Raw genomic sequence first — 14,888 nt, 5'->3', positions numbered from 1 at the left:
TCCCGCGCAAGTCTGGGGACTTGGAATACCGGCAGCTTGAATATCAGAGGTCCCCAGTAGACGGTCCGAGGACGACCGTGGCCTACTCCAGGAGGCGTTCCGCGTCGTCGGGGATCCAGGGGAACGGGACGTCAGGCCAGCGGGCAGCGGACCACTCATCGAGGTCCACGGCGAGAACGGCGTCGACGAAGGCCTCGGGCGGCTGATAGCCGTGCTCGGTGATGTAGTGGATGATCAGCGACGGAGCCGCGTACGCGAGCCCGGGCGCACCCGGGATCCGGACTTCCCCGTTTCCTTCCGGGCCCTCTCCCGGAGGACAGAGATCGCACTCATGCACCCCGAGGCAGACGTTCATCCGTTGCAGCTTCTGGATGGCCTTCAGCTTCTCTAAGAACACCCCGGGGACGGGACCTGTCGAGTACGGCCGGCCGACCTCCAGCCACCCAACGTTCAGGCGTACGTACGTCGGCCGGTACCAGAGGCCGTAGAAACCGGACTCCCCATCCGTGAACGAGTCCTCGGCCAGGTAGTCGTACACGGTGAGATCTTCGAAGAACACCCCTGCATCATCGCCGCACGGCGTCCTCGAAGGCGATGCGGTTCGCCGAACCCTCAGACAGGTCCTAGTAATACAGGCAGACGGACCACCGGATGCTCTCCGTCGGAGACCGTCACTGTCGGGTGTTCGAACGGCGGCTTGAGACGGCCGATCGCTGGGCGCGATGATGCCGCCACGCCTTAGTCGTTGGCGTCGTCGACGCCGGCGATCGCTCTGATGTCCGCTTCGGTCATGTCCAACGCCATGGCTATCTCCTTGACGAGAGAGGGACGCGGGTTGAGCCGTCCGCTGCGAAGCATGGGGATGGTGAACATCTACCGCGCAGTCGCTTTCCACCCGCCATACGGGTGTTCGAGCGGGCGCACGGTTACGCCCACGGCATATCAGAGGGCGGTCGAGTCTGGAGCGCTGAGAATAGTGGCAGGTCGAATTACAGAGGTCTTCAGTAGAGGTGATGTGGTTGGTGCCGGAAGGGTTCGTTCGTGCGTTGGACGTCTTCGAGGCGGTACTGGCTGCGGCGCCGGCGGACCGGTGGCTGTCCCCCTCGCCGTGTGAGGGCTGGGCGGCGGTCGACGTGGCCGGGCATGTGACGGCCGGGCTGCTGGTGGTCGAGATGCGGGCCGCCGGGCGTCCGCTGCCCGAGGACGATCCGGACTGGCGCGAGGTCGCCGGTGCTGATCCGTTGGGGTCCTGGCGGCAGGTGCGTGCGCGGATGATGGCCGAGCTGACGCCCGAGGCGCTGGCGCGGCCGGTGCGGTTGGCTCTCGGGCTGGAGATGACGTTGTGCGAGTGGCTGGAGGGTTATCCGCTGGAGTTGCTCGTCCACGCGTGGGATCTGGCCGAGGCCACCGGGCAGTCGGTCGCCTTCGACGCCGATCTGGTGGGGCCCGCGCTGGCGACCGCGCGGCAGATGGCGCCTGCTGGTCGTGAGGCGGGCATGTTGGGTCCCGAGGCTTCTGTCTCCGAGGACGCCGACGATCAGGTGCGCCTGCTCGCCCTCTTCGGCCGCTCCCCCGCGGGTGCGTGAAACGAGCGATACCCGTTACGGAGAGTGACTGTCGGCGGGCTTGGTTGGCCTCTCCCCCCGCTTCACTGACCTCCCCGGCGGGAAGCGATGCCGGGGCCGGCTCGTCCAGCGGCTCGGCGCTCCCCCCGGATATTTTGGTGCGCGGTTGGGCTTGTGCCGGTTAGGGTGCGGGGCATGCGTCGACGACATTGATCTTCACCTGAGGCGGGGCTCGCGCGGAGGCTGTACGGCTACGCGTTCCTCGAGGATTTCGTTCTTCTGTACCCGGTGTACGCGGTGCTGTTCGCCGAGACCGGGCTCTCCCCCGCCGCCGTTTCGTCGTTGTTCGTGATCTGGTCGGTCACGGCGTTCGCTCTGGAGCTGCCGTCCGGTTTGTGGGCGGATGTGTTCTCGCGGCGGTGGCTGCTGGTGGTCGCTCCCCTGCTGCCGGGCGCGGGTTTCGGGCTGTGGGCTTTCTTTCCTTCGTATCCGGCGTTCGCGGCTGGTTTCGTGCTGTGGGGCGCGGGGTCGGCGCTGCGTTCGGGGACGATGCAGGCGCTGGTGTACGAGGAGCTGCAGCGGGTCGGGGCGTCGGGCGCCTATGCGCGGTTGGTCGGGCGGTCTGAGGCGGTGTCGCTGCTGGCGGTGGTGGCCGCGTCGGCGGTGGCGTCGCCGGTGCTGGCGGTGTGGGGGTACCGGGGGTTGGGTGCGGCGAGTGTGGCGGCTTGCGCGGGTTGTGCGGTGGTGGGGTGGTTTCTGCCGGAGTCGCGGGGTGGCGGTGAGGGTGCGGAGGAGCCGTCGTTCGGGTCGGTGGTGCGTCAGGGGTGGGCGCAGGTGCGGGGTGAGCCGGCGGTGCGGCGGGCGCTGGTCCTGGTGGTGGTGCTGGAGGGTGTGACGGCGCTGGATGAGTATGTGCCGTTGCTGGTGCGGTCGACGGGTGTGGCGGCGTCGGTGGTGCCGTTGCTGGTGATGGTGGTGACGGTGGGTGATGCGGTGGGGGGTTGGGCGGCGGGGCGGGGTGTGCGGTGGCTGGCGCCGGTGCTCGGGGTGGGTGCGGTGTGCCTGGCGGTGGGGTCGTGGGGTGGTCGGCCGGGTGGGCTGGTGCTGGTGGCGGTGGCGTTCGGGGTGTTCCGGTGGGCGATTGCGGCGGCGGACGCGGGGTTGCAGGAGCGGGTGGGTGATGGGGCGCGGGCGACGGTGACGTCGGTGGCGGGGTTCGGGGCGGAGGCGGTGGCGGTTCTGGTGTTCGCGGGGTATGCGCTGGGGTCGCGGTGGGCTGGTGCGGGGGTGTTGATGGGGGTGGCGGCGGTGCCGTATGTGGTGGTGGCGGTCGTGCTGGGGTTGGGGGCGCGGCGGGGCGGCGTACATCCGGAGTCGTAGGCGGCGGGTGGCCGGTACGCGAAAGGCGCAGGGCGGTTGAACGCTCTCGCCGGATTCGTGGGTGGTGGGTGCGGGCCGAGGATCGTGGGGTCGTTGCGGATCGATTCTTGGAGCGTGCGCTGATGGGTGGGGACGCGCTGGTTCTGGCGCGGGTGCAGTTCGCGTTGACGGCCGGCACGCATTTTCTGTTCGTGGCGCTGACGCTGGGGTTGGCGACGCTGGTGGCGTTGACGCAGACGCGGGCGACGGTGTCGGGCAGCGCGGTGCATGCGCGGATGGTGCGGTTCTGGGGGCAGTTGTATGTCATCAACTATGCGGTGGGGATCGTCACCGGGTTGGTGATGGAGTTCCAGTTCGGGTTGAACTGGTCGGGGTTGTCGCGGGTGACGGGGAACGTGTTCGGGGTGCCGCTGGCGCTGGAGACGATCGTGGCGTTCTTCGTGGAGTCGACGTTCCTGGGGTTGTGGATTTTCGGGTGGGATCGGCTGAACCGGTGGGTGCATCTGGCGCTGATCTGGGTGGTGACGTTGACGGCGTATCTGTCGGCGTACTTCGTGCTGGTGGCGAACGGGTGGCTGCAGCGTCCGGTGGGGTTCGTGATGGTGGACGGTGTGGCGCGGCTGGACGATGCGGGGGCGCTGCTGACGAATCCGACGGCGTTGCTGGCGTTCTTCCATGTGCTGTTCGGGGGGTTGCTGACGGCGGGGTTCTTCATGGCGGGGGTGAGTGGTTTTCACCTGCTGCGGCGGACGGCGGAGGTGGAGTTCTTCCGGCGGTCGATGCGGATCGGGTTGCTGACGGTGATGGTGTCGGTGATGCCGGTGGTGGTTTTCGGTGGGACGCAGTTCCAGTACGCGCAGCCGACGAAGACGGGCGGGCACAAGGCGGCGGCCGCGGTGGCGGATTTCACGGCGCGGTTCGGGCCGGACGACTATCGGCCGCCGGTGCTGGCGGGGGTCGGTGAGGGGCTGATGGTGACGATGTGGTTGCTGATGCTTCTGGTGGCGTTGGTGGCGCTGGTGAAGTTCCCGTTCGGTGGGTGGCTGGTGCGGGGGCGGGTGTTCCACGTGCTGATGATCGTGGCGGTGCCGCTGCCGTATGTGGCGATGGTGTCGGGGTGGGTGTTCCGTGAGGTGGGGCGGCAGCCGTGGATGGTGTACGGGGTGCTGAAGACGCGGGACGCGCTGTCGCCGGGGGTGGGGTCGGGGACGATCACGGTGTCGTTCGTGGCGTTCTCGGTGCTGTTCGGGGTGCTGTTCGGGGTGAACGCGTGGCTGCTGGCGCGGTTCGCGCGGCGGGGTCCGGAGGGGGCGGGGCTGGGTGCCCCTCCCCCGGCGGAGCCGGCCGCGCCGGTGATGAGCCCGACGTTCTGACAGGAGCCTGGTGATGGATTCTCTCGCGGTGGTGTTGCTGGCGGTGTTCTCGGCCGGGTATCTGGTGCTGGCCGGCGCCGATGTCGGGGTGGGGATGCTGCTGCCGTGGCTGGGGCGGGATCAGCGGGAGCGGCGGCTGGTGATCGCGTTGTTCGCGCCGTTCTTCCTGGGCAACGAGGTGTGGCTGGTGGCGGCGGCGGGTCTGGTGGCGGGTGCGTTCCCGGGGCTGGAGCACGGGTTGCTGGAGGAGTTGTATCCGCTGTTCGCGGTGCTGCTGTTCGGGTGGGTCGTGCGGGACATGGGGTTGTGGCTGCGGGGCCGGGTGGACGCGGCGGGGTGGCGTGGCGGGTGTGACGCGGCGGTGGTGGCGGGGAGTTGGGCGCTGGCGCTGGCGTGGGGTTCGGTGCTGGGTTCGGTGCTGGCCGGTGGCGGGATGGGTGTGGGGAGTGTCGCGGGGTTGCCGTTGGCGGTGCTGTTCGCCTGGCATGGTGCGGGGTTCGCGCGGTGGCGGCTGCCGGTGGGGTTGGCGGGGCGTGCGGGGCGGGTTCCGGCCCGGTACGGGTTGTCGGCGCTGGTGATGGCGGGGGCGCCGGTGGTGGCCGGGGTGCAGGTGGAGTGGTCGCGGGTGGTGGCCGAGGGTGCGGGGCTGACGGTGACGGCGGTGGTGACGGTGGTGGTGCTGCCGCTGTTGCTGGCGTCGCAGGCGCTGGTGTGGTGGACGTTCCGGGGGCGTGTGGAGTCGCCCTCGTACCTGTAGGCGGTCGGGGTGAGGGGTGTCGAGCGGCGTCTGCTGCGGTTGGTTCCTGGCCGGGTGATGGTGCTGCTGGGGGTGCTGGCGGCGGGTCAGGGTGTGCTGCTGGTGGTGCAGGCGGAGTTGCTGGTGCGGGCGGTGGCGGGTCTGGATGCGGGCCCGTTGCCGTGGGTCGCGGTGGCGGTTGCGGGGCGGGCGTTGCTGGCGTGGGCGGTTGCGCTGGTGGCGGGCCGGGCGGCGGCGCGGGTGAAGCGGGGGCTGCGGGGTGAGCTGCTGGGGCGGGCCGCGGGTGATGCGGGCGGGCGGGTGACGTTGCTGACCCGGGGGTTGGACGCGGTCGATCCGTTCTTCACCGGTTATGCGCCGCAGGTGGTGGCGGCGTGTGCGGTGCCGGTGGTGGTGCTGGTGCGGCTGGTGGCGGCGGATTGGGCGTCGGCGCTGGTGGTGGTGGTGACGGTTCCGCTGGTGCCGGTGTTCGGTGCTCTGGTGGGGATGCGGACGGCGGCGTTGACGGGGCGGCAGTGGGGGCTGCTGCACCGGTTGGGCGGGCATTTCCGGGACGTGGTGGCGGGGCTGGGGACGTTGCGGGCGTTCGGGCGGACCGGTCATCAGTCGGTGGTGGTGCGGGAGCTGGCGGGTGAGCATCGGCGGGCGAGTGTGCGGGCGCTGCGGGTGGCGTTCCTGTCGTCGCTGGTGCTGGAGCTGGTGTGCGCGTTGTCGGTGGCTTTGGTGGCGGTTCCGGTGGGGTTGCGGTTGCTGGGCGGGGAGATGGTGCTGGCGACGGGTCTGCTGGTGCTGGTGCTGACGCCGGAGGTGTACCTGCCGTTGCGGGCGCTGGGGCAGCGTTTCCACGCGAGTGCGGAGGGGGTGGCGGCGGCGCGGGAGGTGTTCGCGGTGCTGGACGCGCCGGCGGTCTCGGGGGGCGGGGGCCGGGTCGTGGCGGGTGAGCGGGCTCCGGAGATCGTGCTGGAGGAGGTGACGGTGCGGTATCCGGGTGCGGCGGAGGCGGCGTTGGACCGGGTGTCGCTGCGGGTGGGGCCGGGTGAGCGGGTGGCGGTGACGGGGCCGTCGGGGGCGGGCAAGTCGACGCTGCTGCTGGTGCTGGCGGGGCTGGTGTCCCCCGATTCGGGGCGGGTGCTGGTCGACGGGGTGGATCTCGCGGAGCTGGAGGCGGGGGCGTGGCGGGCGCGGGTGGGGTGGGTGCCGCAGCGGCCGCATCTGTTCGCGGCGTCGGTGGCCGACAACGTCCGGCTGGGTGATCCGGGCGCGGGGATGGAGCGGGTGCGGGAGGCGGTGCGGGCGGCCGCGGCGGATTTCGTCGAGGATCTGCCGGAGGGGTTGGCGACGGTGCTGGGTGAGGGCGGTGCGGGGTTGTCGGCGGGGCAGCGGCAGCGGGTGACGATCGCGCGGGCGTTCCTGTCGGGTGGGCCGGTGATGCTGCTGGACGAGCCGACGGCGCGGCTGGATCTGCACAGTGAGCGGGTGCTGGTGGATGCGGCGGTGCGGTTGCTGGCGGGGCGGACGGCGGTGCTGGTGGCGCATCGTCCGGCGTTGCTGCGGGCGGTGGACCGGGTGGTGCGGTTGGAGGGCGGCCGGGTGTGCGCGGGGGCCGGTGGGCGTGTCGGTGGGGTGGCGGCGTGAGGGGCGTGTCGGGGGTGTGGGGCGCGGTGCGTCCGCACGCGGTGCGGCTGGTGGCGGCGGGCGTGGCGGGTGCGGTGGCGGAGCTGTGCGGGCTGGGGTTGATCGCGGCGGCGGCGTGGCTGATCGCGCGGGCGTCGCAGCGTCCGGAGCTGGCGGCGTTGTCGGTGGCGGTGGTGGCGGTGCGGGGGTTCGCGCTGGCGAAGGGGTCGCTGCGGTATGTGGAGCGGCTGGCGGGGCACGATGCGGCGTTGCGGGCGCTGGCGGAGTTGCGGGGCCGGGTGTTCGACGCGTTGGCGGCGGCGCGTCCGGGGGCGCGGCGGGTGCGTGACGGTGATGCGCTGACGCGGATGGTGTCGGATGTGGACGCCGTGCAGGATCTGCTGCTGCGGTGTGTGCTGCCGGTGGCGGGATCGGTGGTGTGCGGGGCCGCGGGGGTGGCGGTGTGTGCGCTGGTGGAGGCGTCGGCGGCGGGGGTGCTGGCGGTGGGTCTGCTGGTGGCGGGGGTGGTGCTGCCGGGGGTGGCGGCGGTGGCCGGTGGGCGTGCGGCGGCGCGGATGGCGGACGGGCGTGAGGTGTTGGCGGTGCGGGCGCTGGATGTGCTGGAGGGTGCGCGGGATCTGGCGATGTTCGGGGCGTCGGGGCGGTTCGCGGAGCGGGCGCGGGAGGCGGTGCGGGGGCTGGAGCGGGCGGAGCGGTCGGCGGCGCGGGTGTCGGCGGTGGTGGCGGCGGCGGGTTTCGTGGTGCAGGGCGTGACGGTCGCGGGGGTGGCGTGGGCGGGGTTGCGTGCGGGTGTGGACGAGGTTGGTGCGGCGGTGGTGGCGTTGACGGCGCTGGTGGCGGTGGAGTCGGTGCTGCCGCTGGCGGGTGCGGCGCAGCGGTTGCGGGAGGTGGCGCCTGCGGTGGGCCGGGTCGGGGCGGTGCTGGCCTCTCCCCCGGCGTCGTGTCCGGCGCGTCCGGTGGTGGTGCCGCGGGGTCCGCTCGGGGTGGAGTTGCTGGGGGTGCGGGTCGCCTTTGGGGAGGGGGTGGCTTTGGACGGGGTGGATCTGCGGGTGGAGCGGGGTCGGCGGGTCGCGGTGGTGGGGGCGAGCGGTGCGGGCAAGAGCACGCTGCTGGCGGCGGTGTCGGGGGATGTGCCGGTGGCGGCGGGTGCGGTGCTGCTCGGTGGGCGGGACGTGGGGGTGTATGCGCCCGGGGATGTGCGGGAGGCGGTGCGGGGGCTGGCGCAGGACGCGCACGTGTTCGCGGCGTCGGTGCGGGCGAATGTGCTGCTGGCGCGTCCGGACGCGGATGAGGAGCGGTTGTGGGCGGCGGCGGAGCGGGCGCGGTTCGCGGAGGTGGTGCGGGCGCTGCCGGAGGGGTGGGACACGGTGGTGGGGGCGGGTGGGCGCGGTCTGTCGGGCGGGCAGCGGCAGCGGCTGCTGCTGGCGCGGGCGCTGCTGGCCGATCCGCCGGTGCTGGTGCTGGACGAGCCGACGGAGGGGTTGGATCCCGCGGCGGCGGACGCGGTGACGCGCGAGCTGCTGGAGGCGCCGGGGGGCGGGACGCTGCTGCTGGTGACGCATCGGTTGGCGGCGCTGGGTGCGGCCGACGAGGTGGTGGTGCTGGATCGGGGGCGGGTGGTGCAGCGGGGTCGGCATGAGGAGTTGCTGGCGGTGCCGGGTGCTTACCGCGATCTGTGGGAGGCGGAGGTTCTGGCCGCTCGGGCGGCGGCGTGATGGCGGGTGTGGTGGAGGGCTTGGGCGAGGGCGGCGATGGCGTCGGTGATGGCCGAGGTGGGGACGGCGGCGTAGCCGAGGACGAGCCCGGGCAGGTGGGGGCGTTGTGCGTGCCATGACAGCGGGTGGGTTTTGACGCCGTGTTCCAGTGCGGCGGCTGCCAGGGCGGTGTCGTGGAGGGCGGTGTCGTGGAGGGCGGTGTCGTGGAGGGCGCCTGGAGGGTCATCGGGGAAGGTGATGGTCAGGTGCAGTCCGGCGGCGGCGCCGTGGACTGCGGCGGTGGGCAGGTGCGCGGCGATGGCCTGGATCATCGTGTCGCGGCGTCGGCGGTGGCGGCGGCGCAGGAGCCGCAGGATGCGTTCCATCTCGCCGGAGTTCATGAGTTCGGCGAGGACGAGTTGCGGGAGGGCGGCGTTGCCGAGGTCGGCGAAGCGTTTCTCGGCGATGACGGCGTCCAGGTGCGGGGGCGGGGGCAGGATCCAGCCGGTGCGCAGGGCGGGGGCGAGGAGTTTGGAGACGCTGCCGAGGTAGAAGGCGCGGTCGGTGAGCATGGAGCGCAGGGCGGGGACGGGGGGCCGGTCGTAGCGGTGTTCGGCGTCGTAGTCGTCTTCAATGATCAGGCCGCCTTCGGCGGCCCAGCGTGTGAGGTCGCGGCGGCGGTCGCCGCTGAGGACGGCGCCGGTGGGGAACTGGTGGGCGGGGGTGAGCAGGACGGCGGGGGCGCCGGTGGCGTGGAGGCGGTCGACGCGGATGCCGGCGGTGTCGACGGGGACGGGCGGGGTGGCCATCCCCCAGTGCGCCAGGTGCTGGCGGACGCCGAGGGAGCCGGGGTCCTCCACGGCGATCCGGTCGATGCCTTCGCGGGTGAGGACGCGGGCGACGAGGCCGAGGGCCTGGGCGGTGCCGGCGACGACGACGATCCCTGCGGGGTCGGCGGTGATGCCGCGGTAGCGGGCGAGCCAGGCGGCGACGGCGGTGCGCAGGGCGGGGGTGCCGCGCGGGTCGCCGTAGCCGAGGCCGGCGGCGGGCAGGTCGCGCAGGACGGTGCGTTCGGCGCGCTGCCAGGCCGCGCGGGGGAAGGCGGCGAGGTCGGGCAGGCCGGGTGACAGGTCGATGCGGGCGGGCAGGTCGCGCAGGGTGTCGAAGATGTCGGGGCCTGGGTGCGTGGGGAACGGGGCGGACAGCGCCGGGGCTGGAACGGTGGTCACCCGAGTGGGGTGTTCGGGCGGAGGTGTTGGGGTGAGGGGGGCCGCGACGACGATGGTGCCGGCTCGGCCGCGTCCGGCGAGGTGGCCTTCGTCGGCCAGGCGCTGGTAGGCCTCGGTGACCGCGCCGCGGGAGACGCGCAGTTCGGCGGCCAGGACGCGGGTGGCGGGCAGGCGGGTTCCGACGGGCAGGCGGCCGTCGGCGACGGCGTCGCGGAGGCGTCCGGCGAGCCAGTCGGCGAGCCCGCCGGGCGGGGCGTCGGCGGGGTCGAGGTGCAGGAAGTCCGACCCCGGCGTTACGGACCTGTTCGGTTCGTCGTCTTTGGACCTGTTCACTGGGCCATTGTGCGGCCACGGTGGTCGCATGGAAACCACGATGACGGACGGTCCCGGCGGCTACGTGCACGGGTACTCGGGACGGGAGGCGCGGCGGCTCGGCGACCAGGCCGACGCTCTGGCCGCGTTGGTGCACGACGGGACGGCCTATCCGGCGGGCAGCCGGGTGCTGGAGGCCGGCTGCGGGGTGGGGGCGCAGACGGTGCATCTGGTGGCGCGCTCCCCTGGTGCGCGCCTGACCGCGGTGGACCTTTCGCGGGAGTCGCTGGAGCAGGCCCGTGCCCGCGTCGAGGCGTCCTTCCCCGCGGCGGGGGTGCGGTGGCGGTGCGCGGACCTGCGGGACCTGCCGTTCGGCGACGCGGAGTTCGACCACGTGTTCGTGTGCTTCGTGCTGGAGCATCTGCCCGATCCGCGCGCTGTGCTGGCGGGTCTGCGGCGGGTGCTGCGGCCCGGGGGGACCCTCACGGCCGTCGAGGGCGACCACGGGTCGGCGTTCTTCCACCCTGACAGCGCCCACGCGCGCGCCGCGATCGCCCATCAGGTCGCGTTGCAGGCCGCGGCGGGCGGCGACGCGCTGCTCGGGCGGCGGCTGGGGCCGCTGCTGGCCGAGGCCGGGTACGCGCGGGTCGGCGTGGTCCCGCGGACCGTGTACGCCGACCGGGCGCGGCCCGGCCTGCGGCGGGCCTTCACCCGCGACACCTTCACCGCGATGATCGAGTCGGTGCGCGGGGAGGCCGTCGCGGCGGGGCTGGCCACCCCGGCCGACTTCGACCGGGGGGTCGCCGACCTGCACCGCGCCGCAGACGCCGACGGAACGTTCCACTACACGTTCTTCAAGGCCACCGCCGTGAACCCGGGGTGAGAGCCGCCCCTGGGGACGGGCCCGGAGGGCGGGCCGGTCAGTTGTCGGGCAGGAGCGGGCCGAGGGGGCCGAGGTCGAGGTTGAGGTCGTGGTCGTCCAGGTCGAAGTGGTCCTTGAGGCGGGTCATCGCCTCGTCCAGGCGCATCAGCGCCAGCCCGAGGTCCTCGATCTGCTGGTCGGTGAGGTCGCCGCCCTCGGCGCGGCGCAGCGCCTGCCGCTCCATGAGCTGCCGGATCAGTTCGACCAGGGTCAGCACCAGCTTCACCAGGTCCCGCTCGACCGTCTCGGGGTCGGAGCGCAGCCGCTGCATCGTGCGCGAGGACCGCTCCCGCAGGTCCGCCTCCCGCACCGGCGCGGCGCGCACCGGGGCGTCCCCGTGGGAGGCTCCGGCGGAGGTCCCCGGGGAGGACGATTCGGTGCGGCCGGCCAGGATGTCGTCGGTGAAGGGGTCGCCGACGGCGGGGTCGTGCACCGACACCTCCCCGCTGACCGGGTCGCGGCTCCCCCGCTCGCGGTCGCCGCGCGCGGAGGGCCCGGCGCCGGTCGGGCCGGGGGGCCGGTGGTCGGGTCGGGTCACGGTCGCTCCTCCTCGGGCAGCAGCTCGTCGCGGACGGAGGTGATCAGCGCCCGCAGGGACACCTCCACCAGGTCCACGCCCGCGATCGAGATGACCAGGTCGCCGGTGATGACGACGCCGCCCGCCAGGAGGCGGTCCAGCAGGTCGACCAGCGCGATCCGCTCCATCGGGGCGTCGCGGCCCTGGTCCAGGAGGGCCGTCACGCCGCCCCCGGCTCGATGAAGGAGTAGGGCGGCCAGGGCCCCGTCACCTCCACCTCGATGCCCGCCAGCCTCTGGTCGGCGGCCCGCGCCACCGCCAGGAACCCCTCCACCTGCTCCTCGTCCAGCAGGTAGGCGACGTTGAGGATCTGGGTACCCGCCCGGCCCGACAGGCGCGGGTCCTGCGGCGGGTGGTGCCGGGACGCCACGGCGTGGTCGGCGAGTTCGGCGTGCACCGCGTCGGCCTGCTCGCCGACCCGGCGGCCGGCGTCGGCGCGGCGGCGGCGCTCCTGCTGCCGGCGCCGCAGGTACGCCGCTCCCGGCCCGGCGGGGGCCGCGCCTTCCGCGTCCTGGCGGGGGCCGGTGAGGGGCTCGGCGCCCGGCGCGAGCCCCCCACCGGGGTCGGGGCCGTCGCGGCCGGTGTCGCCGCGCAGCAGTTCAGGGTCGGCGTAGGCCTTCACGCCCCACTCCGAGCGGCCGTCGATGAGGTCGAGGACCTCGGTGAACCGGCCGCCCTCGTCGGTGAGGACCTCGGCGACGCGGGCGTCGTCGCGGTAGATGGTCGCGATGCGCACCGGCGCGGTCGGGGCGGCGTGCGCGGCCCGATCCACCACGTCGTGGTGGGCGCGGGCGGTGGCCTCCAGCCACTGCAGGTCCTCCAGGTTGGCGCGCAGCGCCGCCTCGCCGTACTCGTCGAGCCGGACGGTGCTGACCAGGGCGGTCAGTCCTGCCGCGACCACGCCGCGCACGGGCGCGCCGGCCACCCCGGAAGCGTCGCGCAGCGCGGCCGGGTCCAGGCCGCGCGCGACTCCGTACAGGTAGACGCCGGTGCCGGCCGGGTCGGCGGCGTGGTCGCCGGCGGTCCGGCCGGCGAACCCGGGGGCGGTCATGATGAGGGCTCCTTTCCGTCTCCGGTCCGTTCGGCGGCGCCGTCGGCGCCGGCCTCGAGGGCGGCCAGGCGCTCGCGCAGCCGCCGGTTCTCCTCCAGCAGCTCGCGGTCGCCCTGGCCGTCCACCTCCTTCTGCCGGGCCTTGGACGACAGCGACGGGTCGTGCTCCCACCAGTCGATGCCCATTTCCTTGGCCCGGTCCACCGACGCCACCAGCAGCCGAAGCTTGATCGTCAGCAGTTCGATGTCCAGCAGGTTCACCCGGACGTCCCCGACGATCACGATCCCCTTGTCGAGGATGCGTTCCAGCAGGTCGGCCAGGTTGGCGCCCTGCCGCTCCCCGGCCACCGACCGCGCCGGCGAGCGCTGGCCGGTCCAGGAGATCTCACTCACAGCCGCTCAGTTCCTCTCCACTCGTCCGCGGGAGTAGCGGCCGGCGCGCCGGTAGCTCACCAGCTCCCCGTCGGCGTCCACCTCGGTGTCGTACACCGCGAGGATGTCCGCCGAGTCGGGGATGCGGTGGGTCTCCACGACCTCCACCTTGACGCGCCAGCCCTCCTCCGTGCGCTCCATTCCCACGACGCTCTCGGCACTGCGGCCGGTCATCGCCGTCACGTGCTCCACCGCCATCGCGGCGGCCTTGGACGCGGACAACATCACCGGCCTCCTAGCCGCCCGGCTGGTAGCCGCGGGCGCGGCCCTCGTTCAAGCGGCGGATCAGCTCCTCCTCGCGCTCGGCGGCCTCCTCCTCGGTGATCTCGCCGGCGGCGGCCTCGTCTGCCACCTGCTGCATCTCCGCGGCGATGCGCCCCGGGTCGTACAGCTGCGCCTCGGCCTGCTCGGTCAGGGTCTCGGCCAGCCACATCACGCCCTTGACGGGCGCGAGGGGGGCCGTGACCAGACCGGTGAAGAATCCCATCGCCTGTCACGCCTCCGGAACGAAGTCGTAGGGCGGCAGCGGCCCGATGAGCCGGATGCGGATCCGGTCGCCGTGCTGCTGGCCCAGCTTCTCCACGGCCTCCTCGAACGCGGCGCGGCGGTCGGCGCGGACCAGGAAGGAGGCGTCCAGGACGTCCTCCTCGCGGGCCGGGGTCTTGCGCGTGAACGCCTCGGCCGCCGAGGCCGCCCCGTCCAGCAGGACCTGCTCGTCGCTCTCCCGGAGCCGCTGCATCGACTGCGCGATCAGCTCGCCGAGCCGGACGCGGTCGTAGTAGACGGCGTCGGCGGCGTCGGCCGGGACCTCCCGCAGCCGCTGCGCCAGCTCGGCGACCTCCGGGTCGTTCTGCATGATCTCCCGCAGCACCGCGTCCTCGACGTAGGTGCCCTTGACGCGCAGTTCGACGCGGCCGTCCAGCTGGTCCAGGACCTGCGCGAAGCGCTCGGAGTTGTCGGCCAGCAGTTCCTTCTCCACCGCGCCGCGGTCGGCCAGCGCGGCCCCGAACCGGAACGGCAGGACCACGGTGCCGGCGTCGACCAGCGCGTTGAGGACCCGCTGGTGCGCGACCAGGTCGGCGCGCTCGCCCAGGGCGCGGTCGGCCGGCAGGTCGCTGACGACGGCGGCGGCCGTGCCCCCGTCCTCCACCAGCGACACCGGCCGGTCGTCCAGCCCGGCCAGGTCCGGTGGCAGCGCCACGCCCGACCGGGTCACCCCGTACACGTACTGCGGGATCCGGTCCCCGGCCTCAGAGCCGCCGGGGGTCTGAGGCGTGCTCATTCTTCCTCGTCCTCCTTCTTGCGCGACGAGCGGCGCCGCGCGGGTTCCTTGTCCTCTTCCTCGTCGGAGTCGCCGCCGAAGGTCTCCTTCAGCCGCTCCTGGGCCCCCTCCAGGGCACCGCGCGTCTTCTTCTTCGCGCCCGACTCCTGCATTCCGCCAACGAACTCCGGCAGGCCCTGCGAGGTGCCGTCGTGAGCGATGTCCAGACGGTTCACCGCCTCGGCGAACCGCAGGTAGGTGTCGACGCTGGCGACCACGATCCGCACGTCGATCGTGAGGATCTCGATTCCCACCAGCGAGACCCGCGCGTACAGGTCGATGACCAGACCCTTCTCCAGGATCAGGTCGACGACGTCGGCGAGCCCGCTGCCGGAACCGCCGCGCTGCACGACATTGCTGCCCGAAGTCTGCTGGGCGACCGGCCCAGTCATGTGATCGCTCCTTCTCGGGGTTGACCCGTTTGGGGGTGAAGCATGAACCCCGGTGTACCCGTCTCGGTCTGCCTAAACAGGAGAACCGTTTCCGGTTATGTGCTGGTCAAGGCGAAATGTCCGTCCAGACATGCGCGACGCCCCGCTCGTGCCGCCGCCCCTCACGAGGTGGACCGGCAACGGCCGCCGATGATTTCTCGCCGCCGCGCGGGTCTGTACATGTGATCATCCCGGCGAGGTGAGGAGCCG

General features: G+C 73.1%; 17 protein-coding genes. 7 read left to right on the top strand and 10 right to left on the bottom strand.

The window, feature by feature from the left end; translation table 11 throughout:
- Nucleotides 1-82 precede the first annotated feature (82 nt).
- Complete coding sequence (locus AB0C69_RS09110; RefSeq protein ID WP_360351677.1) at nucleotides 83-559, bottom strand: hypothetical protein; 477 nt, start codon at nucleotides 557-559, stop codon at nucleotides 83-85.
- 454 nt (nucleotides 560-1,013) lie between these two features.
- Here AB0C69_RS09110 and AB0C69_RS09105 point away from each other — a divergent pair, with 454 nt between their 5' ends.
- The 6 genes from AB0C69_RS09105 (at nucleotide 1,014) to cydC (ending at nucleotide 8,425) form a co-directional block, all read left to right on the top strand.
- Nucleotides 1,014-1,586: a TIGR03086 family metal-binding protein gene (locus AB0C69_RS09105; RefSeq protein ID WP_360351674.1), complete on the top strand. Its 573-nt coding sequence runs from the start codon at nucleotides 1,014-1,016 to the stop codon at nucleotides 1,584-1,586.
- A gap of 222 nt (nucleotides 1,587-1,808) precedes the next feature.
- Nucleotides 1,809-2,945: an MFS transporter gene (locus AB0C69_RS09100; protein WP_360351729.1), complete on the top strand. Its 1,137-nt coding sequence runs from the start codon at nucleotides 1,809-1,811 to the stop codon at nucleotides 2,943-2,945.
- A gap of 107 nt (nucleotides 2,946-3,052) precedes the next feature.
- Entirely contained in the window at nucleotides 3,053-4,318 is a 1,266-nt protein-coding gene (locus AB0C69_RS09095; RefSeq protein ID WP_360351671.1) for a cytochrome ubiquinol oxidase subunit I, read from the top strand.
- Between the two features lie 13 nt (nucleotides 4,319-4,331).
- Complete coding sequence (locus tag AB0C69_RS09090) at nucleotides 4,332-5,075, top strand: cytochrome d ubiquinol oxidase subunit II (RefSeq protein WP_360351668.1); 744 nt, start codon at nucleotides 4,332-4,334, stop codon at nucleotides 5,073-5,075.
- A gap of 57 nt (nucleotides 5,076-5,132) precedes the next feature.
- Nucleotides 5,133-6,710, top strand: a complete 1,578-nt coding sequence (gene cydD / locus AB0C69_RS09085) for a thiol reductant ABC exporter subunit CydD (protein WP_360351726.1) — start codon at nucleotides 5,133-5,135, stop codon at nucleotides 6,708-6,710.
- Nucleotides 6,707-8,425, top strand: coding sequence for a thiol reductant ABC exporter subunit CydC (cydC, locus tag AB0C69_RS09080; protein ID WP_360351665.1), 1,719 nt, complete (start codon nucleotides 6,707-6,709; stop codon nucleotides 8,423-8,425). The genes cydD and cydC overlap by 4 nt, the downstream gene beginning before the upstream one ends.
- On the opposite strand, the gene AB0C69_RS09075 is transcribed toward cydC, so the two are convergent.
- Nucleotides 8,374-9,966, bottom strand: a complete 1,593-nt coding sequence (locus AB0C69_RS09075) for a PLP-dependent aminotransferase family protein (protein WP_360351662.1) — start codon at nucleotides 9,964-9,966, stop codon at nucleotides 8,374-8,376. The two genes, cydC and AB0C69_RS09075, sit on opposite strands and share 52 nt — an antisense overlap.
- 28 nt (nucleotides 9,967-9,994) lie before the next feature.
- Between AB0C69_RS09075 and AB0C69_RS09070 the strand changes: the two genes are divergently transcribed.
- On the top strand, nucleotides 9,995-10,828 hold the full coding sequence (locus tag AB0C69_RS09070) for a methyltransferase domain-containing protein (RefSeq protein ID WP_353834263.1): 834 nt from the start codon (nucleotides 9,995-9,997) through the stop codon (nucleotides 10,826-10,828).
- Between the two features lie 37 nt (nucleotides 10,829-10,865).
- Here the strand turns inward: AB0C69_RS09070 and AB0C69_RS09065 are convergent, their stop codons facing one another.
- Genes AB0C69_RS09065 through gvpJ form a run of 8 tightly spaced genes read right to left on the bottom strand, consistent with a single transcriptional unit; the run spans nucleotide 10,866 to nucleotide 14,639 of the window.
- Nucleotides 10,866-11,405: a gas vesicle protein K gene (locus AB0C69_RS09065; RefSeq protein ID WP_345181809.1), complete on the bottom strand. Its 540-nt coding sequence runs from the start codon at nucleotides 11,403-11,405 to the stop codon at nucleotides 10,866-10,868.
- Nucleotides 11,402-11,608, bottom strand: a complete 207-nt coding sequence (locus AB0C69_RS09060; RefSeq protein ID WP_229810634.1) for a gas vesicle protein — start codon at nucleotides 11,606-11,608, stop codon at nucleotides 11,402-11,404. The genes AB0C69_RS09065 and AB0C69_RS09060 overlap by 4 nt, the downstream gene beginning before the upstream one ends.
- On the bottom strand, nucleotides 11,605-12,495 hold the full coding sequence (locus tag AB0C69_RS09055; protein ID WP_360351656.1) for a GvpL/GvpF family gas vesicle protein: 891 nt from the start codon (nucleotides 12,493-12,495) through the stop codon (nucleotides 11,605-11,607). Before AB0C69_RS09055 ends, AB0C69_RS09060 begins: the two co-directional genes overlap by 4 nt.
- A complete protein-coding gene (locus AB0C69_RS09050; protein ID WP_345181978.1) occupies nucleotides 12,492-12,878 on the bottom strand; it encodes a gas vesicle protein in 387 nt (128 codons plus the stop codon). The genes AB0C69_RS09055 and AB0C69_RS09050 overlap by 4 nt, the downstream gene beginning before the upstream one ends.
- Before the next feature lie 15 nt (nucleotides 12,879-12,893).
- Nucleotides 12,894-13,151, bottom strand: a complete 258-nt coding sequence (gvpO, locus tag AB0C69_RS09045) for a gas vesicle protein GvpO (protein ID WP_360351653.1) — start codon at nucleotides 13,149-13,151, stop codon at nucleotides 12,894-12,896.
- Nucleotides 13,152-13,161: 10 nt separating this feature from the next.
- Nucleotides 13,162-13,413: a gas vesicle protein GvpG gene (locus tag AB0C69_RS09040; RefSeq protein WP_345181817.1), complete on the bottom strand. Its 252-nt coding sequence runs from the start codon at nucleotides 13,411-13,413 to the stop codon at nucleotides 13,162-13,164.
- Nucleotides 13,414-13,419: 6 nt separating this feature from the next.
- On the bottom strand, nucleotides 13,420-14,208 hold the full coding sequence (locus AB0C69_RS09035; protein WP_345181819.1) for a GvpL/GvpF family gas vesicle protein: 789 nt from the start codon (nucleotides 14,206-14,208) through the stop codon (nucleotides 13,420-13,422).
- Nucleotides 14,205-14,639, bottom strand: a complete 435-nt coding sequence (gvpJ, locus tag AB0C69_RS09030) for a gas vesicle protein GvpJ (protein WP_345181821.1) — start codon at nucleotides 14,637-14,639, stop codon at nucleotides 14,205-14,207. Before gvpJ ends, AB0C69_RS09035 begins: the two co-directional genes overlap by 4 nt.
- Between the last annotated feature and the right edge of the window lie 249 nt (nucleotides 14,640-14,888).

The organism is Actinomadura sp. NPDC048032 (assembly GCF_040653175.1).
GTDB classification, from domain to species: Bacteria; Actinomycetota; Actinomycetes; order Streptosporangiales; family Streptosporangiaceae; genus Spirillospora; species Spirillospora verrucosospora.
The sequence above is the reverse complement of the archived record's forward strand: the minus strand, read 5'-3'. Positions and strand labels throughout refer to the sequence as shown.

What these genes read in the sequence shown, in the direction of transcription:
- AB0C69_RS09105 (WP_360351674.1), top strand. Translation starts at nt 1,014, where the DNA reads ATGTGGTTGGTGCCGGAAGGGTTCGTTCGTGCGTTGGACGTCTTCGAG.
- AB0C69_RS09090 (WP_360351668.1), top strand. Translation starts at nt 4,332, where the DNA reads ATGGATTCTCTCGCGGTGGTGTTGCTGGCGGTGTTCTCGGCCGGGTAT.
- cydD (WP_360351726.1), top strand. Translation starts at nt 5,133, where the DNA reads ATGGTGCTGCTGGGGGTGCTGGCGGCGGGTCAGGGTGTGCTGCTGGTG.
- AB0C69_RS09070 (WP_353834263.1), top strand. Translation starts at nt 9,995, where the DNA reads ATGGAAACCACGATGACGGACGGTCCCGGCGGCTACGTGCACGGGTAC.
- AB0C69_RS09055 (WP_360351656.1), bottom strand. Translation starts at nt 12,495, where the DNA reads ATGACCGCCCCCGGGTTCGCCGGCCGGACCGCCGGCGACCACGCCGCC.
- gvpO (WP_360351653.1), bottom strand. Translation starts at nt 13,151, where the DNA reads ATGTTGTCCGCGTCCAAGGCCGCCGCGATGGCGGTGGAGCACGTGACG.
- AB0C69_RS09040 (WP_345181817.1), bottom strand. Translation starts at nt 13,413, where the DNA reads ATGGGATTCTTCACCGGTCTGGTCACGGCCCCCCTCGCGCCCGTCAAG.
- AB0C69_RS09035 (WP_345181819.1), bottom strand. Translation starts at nt 14,208, where the DNA reads ATGAGCACGCCTCAGACCCCCGGCGGCTCTGAGGCCGGGGACCGGATC.
- gvpJ (WP_345181821.1), bottom strand. Translation starts at nt 14,639, where the DNA reads ATGACTGGGCCGGTCGCCCAGCAGACTTCGGGCAGCAATGTCGTGCAG.